We start from the raw sequence: 10,627 nt of genomic DNA, 5'->3' as shown, positions 1-10,627 counted from the left end.
CCTGCGCCCCCACTGCTCCCGCACGACCTCCTCCACCCGCCCGGCCACCCGCCGACTCGGCCTCGGCGCTGCCCACGCGCGCCAGCGTCCCTGCCGGCCCGGCGGGCGAGGGCTCCCGGGTCGAGCTCGCCGTGCCGCCGCGCTCGCAGAAGACCCACGCCGGCCACCACCCCGAGTGGGGAGGCGGCGGCGACTCCTGGTGCAGCCCGGCCTCGGTGACGATGGTCCTGCAGTACTTCGGACGCGGGCCCGCGCCCGGCGACCTCACCTTCGTCGACCCCGCCGACCCGTGCCCCGCCGTCGACCACGCCGCCCGCGACATGTACGACCACAGCTACCAGGGCACCGGCAACTGGCCGTTCGGGGTCGCCTACGCCGGGCGGTACGGGCTGGGCGGCTTCGTCACCCGCATGCGCTCGCTGGCCGAGGTGGAACGATTCATCCGCGCCGGGATCCCGGTGATCACCTCGCAGTCGTTCAAGGAACACGAGCTCCCGGGCTCGGGGTACTCCACACGCGGCCACCTCATGGTCGTGACCGGGTTCACCGCCGGGGGCGACGTCATCGCCAACGATCCGGCGGCGCCGTCCGACGAGACGGTCAAAAGAACCTATCCGAGGGCCGCATTCGAGAACGTCTGGTTACGCACCACCAGCAGCGGGGGAATCGTCCATGTCATCCACCCGCACGACATCCCACTCCCACCTTCAGAGGGCAACTGGTGATCGACTCTCCTATCACTGCCGTCGACGTCGCACGCGTGGATGACCGCCCGCTCTGGGTGGAGATCGTGCCCGCCCCCACCGGCGAGGAGGTGTGGTGGGACGAGCCGCGCCCGGCCGAGGGCGGGCGGCGCTGCGTCGTGCGGCGCACCCCCGACGGCGCCGTCCGGGACGTCCTGCCCCGGGGGTGGAACGCCCGCAGCCGCGTGATCGAGTACGGCGGGCGGGCGTGGCGCCCGCTCCCCGGCGGCGGGCTGGTGTTCGCCAACTGGGAGGACCAGCGGCTCTACCGCTGCGCGCCGGGAGGCGACCCGGTGCCGCTCACCCCGCCCGGATCGTCCCGCTACGCCGACCTGGTGATCCACGGCGACGAGGTGTGGTGCGTGCGCGAGACCGGCGACGAGCGCGACCTGGTCGCGGTGCCGCTCGGTGGCGGGCCGTCCCGCGTGGTCGTCACGGCACAGCACTTCATCATGAACCCGCGCGTCTCCCCCGACGGCCGCCGGCTGGCCTGGATCGGCTGGGACCACCCGGCCATGCCCTGGGACGGCACCGAGCTCTGCGTGGCCCCGCTGCGGGACGACGGCACCGCCGGGCCGTACCGTGTGGTGGCGGGCGGGCCGCACGAGGCGGTGGCCCAGGCCGAGTGGCGCGACGACGGCGCCCTGTACGCCGTGACCGACCCCACCGGCTGGTGGAACATCCACCTGGTCCCGCTCGACGGCACTCCCCCGCGCAACCTCACCCCCTTGCCCCAGGAGTTCGGCGACGCGGCCTGGAAGCTCGGCTATCAGTGGTTCGCGCTCGCGGGCGACCGCGTCGTGACGATGTACGGCACCGCCGACGGCAAGCGGCTGGGCGTGCTGGACCCCGCCACCGGGGAGATCGCCGACGTCGGCGGGTCGTACACCTACTGGGCTCCCACGGTGTCGGCCTCCCCCGGCGGGTCGAGCGTGGCCGGCGTGGGCGCCTCGCCGCACAGGCCGTTCGAGGTCGTGCGCGTCGACCTCGCGACCGGCGCCCAGGAGGTGCTCTCCCCCGCCAAGGAGCTTCCCGACCCGGCCGTGCTGCCGGTCCCCGAAGCGATGCTCTTCGACGGCGTGCACGCCCACGTGTACCCGCCGGCGGGCGCCGGGACGGGCGCCCCCGCCCCGTACGTGATGTTCGTCCACGGAGGCCCCACGGGCTCCAGCCCGATGGTCTTCGACCTGGAGATCGCCTACTTCACCAGCCGGGGCATCGGCGTCGCCGAGGTGAACTACGGGGGTTCGACCGGGTACGGCAGGGCCTACCGCGAGCGTCTCCGGCACAACTGGGGCGTTGTGGACGTGCGCGACAGTGAGACCGTCGCGCGCGGGCTGGTGGCGGCCGGCCTCGCCGACCCCGAGCGTGTCGCCATCCGGGGCGGGAGCGCGGGGGGCTGGACGTCGGTGGCGGCGCTCGTGCACAGCGACGCCTTCCGCGGCGCGGTCGCCCACTACGCGATCACCGACCCGGAGGGCTGGGCCAGGGAGACCCACGACTTCGAGTCCCGGTACCTCGACGGCCTCATCGGCCCGCTCCCCGAGACCCGCGAGCGGTATCTGGAGCGCTCCCCCGCCCTGCACGCGGCACAGGCGTCCGGGCCCGCCCTGCTCATGCACGGCCTGGAGGACGCCATCGTCGACCCAGGCCAGGCCGAGCGGTTCGTCGCCGCGCTCGGCGAGCACGGCGGGCGATGGGCCTACCTCACCTTTCCCGGGGAACAGCATGGCTGGCGAAGAGAGGAAACCATCGTCGCGGCACTCGAGGCCGAGCTCGCGTTCTACGGGCTCATCTTCGGCTTCCCCACTCCCGAAGTGCCGCCGCTGACGCTGAAAGGAAGAACGTGACCGAGGTCGCAGGCATCTGCTCGGACCTGCTCAAGATCGACACGACCAACGACGGGACTCCGGACGGCTCGGGAGAGCGTCCGGCCGCCGAGTACGTCGCGGGGCTGCTCTCCGGCCTGGGCATCGAGCCCACGGTGTTCGAGTCGGCGCCCCGCCGCACGAGCGTGGTGGCCCGCATCCCTGGGGACAGCCCGGAAGCCCTGCTGATCCATGGCCACCTGGACGTCGTCCCCGCCGACCCGGCGGAGTGGAAGCTCCACCCCTTCTCCGGCGAGATCGCCGACGGGTGCGTGCACGGGCGCGGCGCTGTGGACATGAAGGGCACCCTGTCCATGACGCTGGCGCTCGTCAGCGAGTGGGCCCGCGAGGGCCTGCGTCCCAAGCGTGACATCGTGCTGGCGTTCCTCGCCGACGAGGAGGCCACCGGGGAGTACGGCGCGGGCTACGCCGTCACCAGGCACCGCGACCTGTTCGAGGGCTGCACCGAGGCCATCAGCGAGTCGGGCGGCTTCAGCGTGACCGTTCCGGGCGGCACCGGGTCCGCCTCCCGTGAGGGTGACCTGCGCGTCTATCCGGTGGCGGTGGGCGAGCGCGGCACGGCGTGGATGAAGGTCACCGCGCACGGCGTGGCGGGGCACGGGTCCAAGCCGCCGGTGGACAACCCGGTGGCGGAGCTCTGCCGGGCCCTCACGCGCCTGGCCGACCACCGCTGGCCCGTACGGCTCACGCCCGCCGTGGCCTCCCTCATCGACGGCCTCGGCCGGGCCCTCGGGACGACGATCGACCTCGACCGGCTCGACGAGGAGGTCGAGCGCCTGGGCAAGGTCGGCACCCTGTTCAAGGGCGTGATCCGCAACTCGGCCAACCCGACCATGCTGGACGCGGGCTACAAGGTCAACGTCATCCCCGGCACGGCCCACGCGCACGTGGACGGCAGGTTCCTGCCCGGGTTCCGCGAGGAGTTCCTGGAGACGATCGACAAGCTGCTCGGCCCGAAGATCAGCCGGGAGTTCGTCAGCTTCGGCGACGGCGTGGCCTCCCCCACCGAGGGCCTGTTCGACGACCTGTGCTCGGCCCTGCTCGCCGAGGACCCGGCGGGGCGCCCCGTGCCGTACGTCATGACCGGCGGCACCGACGCCAAGTCGTTCGCCACGCTCGGCATCAGGGGGTACGGTTTCGCGCCGCTGCTGCTGGACCCGGCGCTCGACTACTTCGGGATGTTCCACGGCGTGGACGAGCGGGTGCCTGTCGCAGGCCTGGAGTTCGGGGTCCGCGTCCTGGACCGCCTGCTGACGTCCCGCGCGGCCTAGAGGAGCCTTCGCGACCGGCCGGGGCCGGACGGCGCGTACGCCGCCCGCGCCCCGGACGGTCGCCCCGGGAGGCTCAGCTTCCGGGCTTGAGCACCGAGTCGACGATGTAGACGGTGGCGTTGCGGGTTTGCAGGTTGCCGCAGGTCACCTCGGCGTTGCCTATCTTGAAGCCGTCACCCGACCTGCTGGTGGTGATCTTGTCGCCCTCCAGGGTGGAGAAGTCGCCCTTCTCCAGGTCGGCGGGGGTCTTGCGCCCCTGGACGACGTGGTAGGTGAGGACCTTGGTGAGCTCGTTCTTGTTCCCCAGCACCTTGTCGAGCTGGTCCTTCGGGACCTTCTTGAAGGCGGCGTTGCTGGGCGCGAAGACGGTGATGTCCGAGGCGGAGTTCAGCGTGTCCACCAGGCCCGCCTTCTTCGCGAGGTCGACGAGGGTCGACAGGTCGGGGATGTGCGTGGCGGCGGTGGCCACCGGCTCGTTGGCGATCTCCGACGGGCTGCCGGGCCCGGAGCTCGGCAGGGACGAGCAGCCCGGGCCGACCGGAGAGGAGGAGGCTGAGGGTGTCGGCGAATGGACGGTCCTTGGCGTCACGGTGAAGCCGTGCGTACCGCTGTCGCTGGTGGCGCCTGCGGTGGTGCCGTAGGCGGCCGTGAGCGACATGGCCGCTACGACCGGAAGGGCGAGAAGACGAGTGTTCATGTGCCTGTCCCCTTTTGTGCTCTTTTGAAGGGCGGTCACCTTGCGGTCCGACTGGTCGCTGGAAGGGTCACCGGGCCTCCATGCCCGTGAAGGGAGGCGGACGCCGCCCGGCCCGTACGTCCGTGAGACCGCTCGGTCCACCGCGTACCCACGCGACGGCGGCCCCTTGTGAGAAGGCCGGTGCACAGCGGCCCCCGCTCACTCAAGCCGGCCATGGACGGGATCGTTGCCGCACGTCCCCGCACATGACGACCCTCTCATTATCGCCGAGCGCCCACCGCCGCCACCCATGCGCGGGACGGCATGCGACAAAGCGTCGGCCATGTGAACCGCCTGCCCGAGGCGAAACCGACATCCCGCCAGAAGTGGGTCAAGGTTCGGGCGGGGCATGGGCGGCTCAGCCTTGTCCGGCCCTGACGGATTCCGACCGATAGTGACTGGACAACGGGTTCCGCGAACCGGCCCGGCGGCCCTGTCAGACAAGGAAGCCGTCCGCGCAGGCGGCCTGGCCAGGCACGTCTTCCCATGGCGCACACCGGTCGCATCCAGTCAGTGAATGGGCTATTTTCGTCCGGACTTGGGCGATGTATGGTCGGCTCACGATCGGATGCAGTCAAGTTCGGTCTTCTTCGGTCTCGGGGGATCCCTTCGTTCCGCCAAGGAGTGAGATGGTCAGACCCTCCGGCTGGGCCCGCCGAGTGATCGCGGCGCTCGTGCTCTCCGCCGCCGCCCTGATAGGGCAGGCTCAGCTCTCACCTCCCGCCGCGCAGGCGGCGCCACCGCTCACCACGCCCTGGACCGCCCAGGTGAGCCAGGACAACCCCCTGCCGGAGTATCCCCGGCCGCAGATGGTCCGCTCCGAGTGGCAGAACCTCAACGGCCTGTGGCAGTTCGCCGGCACCGGGTCGATCGACAGCCCGCCGGTCGGCCAGAACCTCGCCGGGCAGGTGCTGGTGCCCTATCCCATCGAGTCCGGGCTCTCGCGCGTCCAGCGGCACGAGGACCGCATGTGGTACCGCCGCACGTTCACCGTTCCCTCCACCTGGTCCGGGCGGCGCGTACGGGTCAACTTCGGCGCGGTCAACTGGGAGGCGCGGGTCTGGGTCAACGGCACCGCCGTCGCCACCCACACCGGCGGCTACGACCCGTTCAGCGCCGACATCACCTCGGCCCTGCGCGCCGGCTCCAACGAGATCATCATCGGCGTGTACTCGCCCGTCGACGCCGCCGGCGTCCCCATCGGCAAGCAGCGCCGCTCGCCGGGAGGCATCTTCTACACCGCGCACTCCGGCATCTGGCAGACCGTCTGGCTGGAGCCGGTCAACGCCGCCGCCATCACCCGCCTTGACACCACCCCCGACGTCCCCGCCGGGGTGCTCGACCTGGTCGTCCAGGGGGCGGGCGTCTCCGGGCAGGGCGTGCGGGCCGAGGCGCTCACCGGCGGGCAGGTGGTCGGCAGCGCCACCGGCGCGGTCGGCGCGCACCTGCGCGTCCCCGTCCCGAACGCCCGGCTGTGGTCGCCTGACGACCCGTTCCTGTACGACCTGCGGGTGACCCTCACCGGCACCGGCGGCGGGGACGCCGTGACCGGCTACTTCGGGATGCGCTCGGTCGGCAAGGCGATGATCGGCGGCGTGCTGCGGCCGACCGTCAACGGCAGGTTCCTGTTCCAGATGGGCACCCTCGACCAGGGCTACTGGCCGGACGGCATCTCGACCGCCCCGACCGACGAGGCCCTGCGCTTCGACCTCGAACAGCAGAAGGCGCTCGGCTTCAACCTCGTGCGCAAGCACGTGAAGGTCGAGCCGGCCCGCTGGTACTACTGGGCCGACCGGCTGGGCCTGCTCGTATGGCAGGACATGCCCGCGATGCGCACCGGGGTCTCCCCCTCCACCAGCGACCGGGCGAACTTCGAGAGCGAGCTGCGCCGCGTGGTCGACAGCCTGCGCGGCATCACCTCGATCGTGACGTGGATCCCGTTCAACGAGGGCTGGGGCGAGTACGACCCGGCCCGCATCGCCGACCTGGTCAAGAGCTGGGACCCCACGCGGCTGGTGACCAACAACTCCGGCTCCAACTGCTGCGGCTTCGACGGCGGCAACGGGGACGTCATCGACGACCACATCTACGTCGGCCCCGGCGCCCCGCACCGGCCCACCGCCGACCGGGTCGCCGTGCTCGGCGAGTTCGGCGGTCTCGGCCTGCGCAGCCCCGGCCACGAGTGGCCCGGCACGGGCTTCGCTTACGAGATGACGCCGGACGCCGCGACGCTCACCGACCGGTACGTGCAGATCAACGAGCAGCTCAAGCCGCTGATCACGGGCGGAGGGTTGTCGGCCTCCATCTACACCCAGCCCACCGACGTGGAGAACGAGGTCAACGGCATCTGGACCTACGACCGCAAGGTGCGCAAGATGGACGCCGACCGGGTTCGGGCGGTCAACCGCTCGGTGATCGAGTCGGCGGGCGGGCTCACCCTCGACGGGCTGGTCTCCCTGCGGGTGACCACCCCCGGGTACACCGACCGCTACCTGCGCCACAGCGCGTCGCTCGCCCGCACGGACGTGGTCACCTCCACCAGCCCGGACACCCTCAAGCAGGACGCCACCTTCTACGTGCGGCGCGGCCTGGCCGACGGGAGCTGCTACTCCTTCGAGTCACGGAACTTCGCCGGGCACTACCTGCGCCACCAGGACTTCCGCGTGCGCAAGGACCCACGGGACGGCACCACGCTGTTCGACCAGGACGCGACCTTCTGCCTGCGCGACGGCCGCACGGGCAACGGCATGTCGTTCGAGTCCCTCAACCTGCCGGGCTACTTCCTGCGGCACTACTCAGAGGGGGTCTACGTCGCGCGGAGCGGGGGCCCGAACCCCTGGGACGGATCCGCGTCCTTCGCCGATGACACGACCTGGCAGGTGACGGCCCCCTGGTGGCGCAGCGGCGCCGGCCTGACCGTCGGCTCGGCCCTGTCGCTGCGCGTGGCGACCCCGGGCTTCACCGACCGCTACCTGCGCCACAGCGCGTCGCTCGCCCGCACGGACGTGGTCACCTCCACCAGCCCGGACACCCTCAAGCAGGACGCCACCTTCTACGTGCGGCGCGGCCTGGCCGACGGGAGCTGCTACTCCTTCGAGTCACGGAACTTCGCCGGGCACTACCTGCGCCACCAGGACTTCCGCGTGCGCAAGGACCCACGGGACGGCACCACGCTGTTCGACCAGGACGCGACCTTCTGCGCCCAGCCGCCCCGCTTCGGCTCCTCCGGGGTCAGCCTCTCCGCCTCCAACATCACCGGGAACGTCCGGCACTACGCGGAGGAGGTCTACGTCGCCTCCTCCGGCGGTTCCCACGCCTTCGACGCCTCGTCCCACTACGACGAGGACACGACCTGGGTCGTCGCGCCCGCCTGGGCGCCCTGACCCGCCGGGCGGCGGCACCCGGCCCTCCGGCGTGCCGCCGCCCTGCCCTACGTCCAGCAAGTGACCGCGGGCACGCGGACACAGGCATCGCAGGCCGTCAGAACACGGGCATGACACTCCCGCAGGACATCAGCAGGCGGACATCTGGCCCCGGTAGGACATCAGCACGCCGATCAGCGGCACGGTGACCCGCACGGCGACGTGGAAGCGCGGCGGCCTCCGGTCGCGGTCGCCGGCCTCCACCCACGCGTGCGCGAAGACGCGGGGCGAGAACCGGTCGGGCAGCGCGATCTCCCGCCTGCCCGCCCGCAGCACGGCGCCCACCTGCACGACGTTCACCTCGTCCGGCGAGGCGACGGTACGGGTGCGGATCTCCAGCGGTCCGTGCCGCTCCCACCCACAATCGCCGGCGCGGCTCTGGACGCTGATCAGCCTCCGCGCCCCGATGGTGCGCTCCCACCGCTCGGCGACCCGTGCCTCCCCCGTCTCGGGATCCTCCATGGGGGAACGGTGAACGGTCACCAGCGCCGGAACCGCCGTACACGTACGGGGGAACCCGAGCACGGCGCACGCCGCCCTGCCGAGCACCCCCGGACCCCGCCGGACCTCCAGCACCCCCGTGCCCCTGACCGTCTCATCCCCCAGATGAAACCGCCACATCCACGCGTACGCCTCTTCCACCACACCCGCACCCCCTCCGGCCTCCGAAGCCCTCCCTGCGATTCACTTATACGCCCCGGGTTAATACGGGCGCACATTCTCTTTGCCGGAATATGGATATCTGGCTATTTCTATGCGTTCATCGCTCTATAGCCTTTTCGGTTCTCTTGCCCTAGCATTGGCGCCGTGGTCACGATACGTGAGCGACGTCGCAGCGTTCGCAAGCGCCGAAATGGGCAAGAAATACCGCACCAGACGACGACCGGGCCGGCCCCCGTACGGGTGAGCGTTATGTCGGAATCGACTTTCACCGTACGAGGCCACGGCGTGCACAGTGTATTCGAGGAGGGCGTCCGGGCGATAAAGCAAATGCCTGATTTCGAGCACGTTACCGGGATACGCGCGTACGGAAAACGCGTGGTCCTCCACGTGCACACGATGGGCCCGTTCGCGGTCCTGCGGATGCTGGCCCACCGCGGCCCGCGACTGATCAGCGCCCACGTCACCCCCGAGACGCTCGTCGGCAGCATCAAGGGGACCTACCTGGCCATCGGGTTCGTCCGCTGGTACATGAGGAGGGTGTTCGGCCTGGCCACCCTCATATTGTCGGTCAGCGAGGCGACGACGCGAGAGCTCAAGGAGCTCGGCGTGCGGGGCCCGATCATCCCGACGAGCAACGCCGTCGACGAGCGGCGCATCCGGCCGCTTTCCCACCGGCGCGACGAACTGCGCCGCGAGTTCGAATGGGACGACCGGCCGGTCGTTCTCGGGGTGGGTCAGGTGCAGCCGAGAAAGGGCGTCGAGGAATTCGTCTCCTGCGCCAGGAGCCTGCCCCAGCTGAGATTCGTCTGGGTGGGCGGAATTCAGTTCGGCATGCTGTCGGACGCGCGTCACGATCTGACCCGCCTGCGCGCGAGCGCGCCCGCGAACGTGACGTTCACGGGCCTGGTTCCACGGGACAAGGTATTCGAATACTGCGCGGCGGCGGACGTGTTCTTCCTACCGTCCAAGCACGAGACCTTCGGGCTCGCCACGCTGGAGGCCGCCACGGCGGGGCTGCCACTGGTCCTCACGGACCTTCCCTGCTACCACGACTGGCTGAAGGGCGCCTACCTGCACGGGGAGACGGTCACGGAGTTCGTCGGCCTGCTGCGGTGCCTGCAGGACGAGGACGTGCGCGCGAAATGGGCGGAACGGGCCTCGGACACCGCGATGGGATACGACTCCCGGATGCTGATGAACGGTCTGCGCGAGGCCTATCTCCTCGCCGCGACCCGGATCTGAGGCTCCCGGCCGGAAGATCGATGATCAATTCGTGGATCCCCATTTGACTACAGAGAGTGAGGATCGGGGAAGAGGTGGGGCGCGGGCTCCGGCGGGCGGAGGCCGCACCCCACCAAGAAGAAGGGTTCGTCCCCATGGGTTCCACGAAGCGGGCATTCACGCGCTCTGCGCCGGCGCTGACCTCGGCCGTGACGACCGCCGCCCTCCTCTGCGTGTGCGCGCCGGTCGCGCGCGCCGACGCGGCCGCCCCCGAAGAACGCCGGCTCGTCAACCGGATGGACGGCAGCCGCCTGGCCCTGCTGTCCGACGGCACAGGCGAGGGGGCACCGGCGATCACGCTGCGGGCCCCGTCCTGGCAGTACAAGACCGTGAAGTGGACCAACACCTACAAGCCTGACGGCAGCATGGTCATCAAGAACGTCGCCGCCGGCAAGTGCCTCCAGCCCGCCACGGCGAACCCCCAGGCCGGGGACGGCCTGGTGGTCAAGACGTGCGACGGAACGGCCGCGCAGGACTGGACCTACCGGTGGGAGCAGACCGACGGCAACACCGGCGTGACCGCGTGGCCGGCGGTGGTCCTCCCGCAGCACGCCGGTGTCGCCGAGGCGCTCGACGGCCTCGATGGCGTACCGGCGCATCGCGTCGCGCAGGGCGCGCATCA

At 71.0% G+C, this 10,627-nt stretch carries 8 protein-coding genes; 6 read left to right on the top strand and 2 right to left on the bottom strand.

Annotated features, from left to right (window positions below; genetic code table 11):
* From AB0B89_RS31370 to AB0B89_RS31360, 3 genes are all read left to right on the top strand, one after another.
* Positions 1-725, top strand: a 725-nt coding sequence (locus AB0B89_RS31370; protein WP_358560020.1) for a C39 family peptidase, incomplete at its 5' end; no start/stop codon positions are given.
* The gene (locus AB0B89_RS31365; protein WP_358560018.1) at positions 722-2,593 is read left to right on the top strand and encodes a prolyl oligopeptidase family serine peptidase; all 1,872 of its coding nucleotides are present in this window, start codon (positions 722-724) and stop codon (positions 2,591-2,593) included. The genes AB0B89_RS31370 and AB0B89_RS31365, both read left to right, overlap by 4 nt.
* Positions 2,590-3,903 (top strand): M20/M25/M40 family metallo-hydrolase, encoded by a 1,314-nt coding sequence (locus AB0B89_RS31360; RefSeq protein ID WP_358560016.1) that lies wholly within the window; start codon positions 2,590-2,592, stop codon positions 3,901-3,903. Before AB0B89_RS31365 ends, AB0B89_RS31360 begins: the two co-directional genes overlap by 4 nt.
* A 73-nt stretch (positions 3,904-3,976) precedes the next feature.
* Here the strand turns inward: AB0B89_RS31360 and AB0B89_RS31355 are convergent, their stop codons facing one another.
* A complete protein-coding gene (locus AB0B89_RS31355) occupies positions 3,977-4,600 on the bottom strand; it encodes a fasciclin domain-containing protein (protein WP_358560014.1) in 624 nt (207 codons plus the stop codon).
* A 668-nt stretch (positions 4,601-5,268) separates the two neighbouring features.
* Here AB0B89_RS31355 and AB0B89_RS31350 point away from each other — a divergent pair.
* Complete coding sequence (locus tag AB0B89_RS31350) at positions 5,269-8,022, top strand: AbfB domain-containing protein (protein ID WP_358560012.1); 2,754 nt, start codon at positions 5,269-5,271, stop codon at positions 8,020-8,022.
* 129 nt (positions 8,023-8,151) lie between these two features.
* Here the strand turns inward: AB0B89_RS31350 and AB0B89_RS31345 are convergent, their stop codons facing one another.
* Complete coding sequence (locus tag AB0B89_RS31345; RefSeq protein WP_358560010.1) at positions 8,152-8,706, bottom strand: DUF4166 domain-containing protein; 555 nt, start codon at positions 8,704-8,706, stop codon at positions 8,152-8,154.
* Positions 8,707-9,051: 345 nt separating this feature from the next.
* On the opposite strand from AB0B89_RS31345, the gene AB0B89_RS31340 reads away from it, so the two are divergent.
* On the top strand, positions 9,052-9,966 hold the full coding sequence (locus AB0B89_RS31340; protein WP_358560008.1) for a glycosyltransferase: 915 nt from the start codon (positions 9,052-9,054) through the stop codon (positions 9,964-9,966).
* 134 nt (positions 9,967-10,100) lie between these two features.
* The coding region (locus tag AB0B89_RS31335) for an RICIN domain-containing protein (protein ID WP_358560006.1) at positions 10,101-10,627 on the top strand (527 nt) is incomplete at its 3' end.

It is taken from the genome of Sphaerisporangium sp. NPDC049002 (assembly GCF_040649355.1).
Classification (GTDB): Bacteria; Actinomycetota; Actinomycetes; order Streptosporangiales; family Streptosporangiaceae; genus Sphaerisporangium.
The sequence above is the reverse complement of the archived record's forward strand: the minus strand, read 5'-3'. Positions and strand labels throughout refer to the sequence as shown.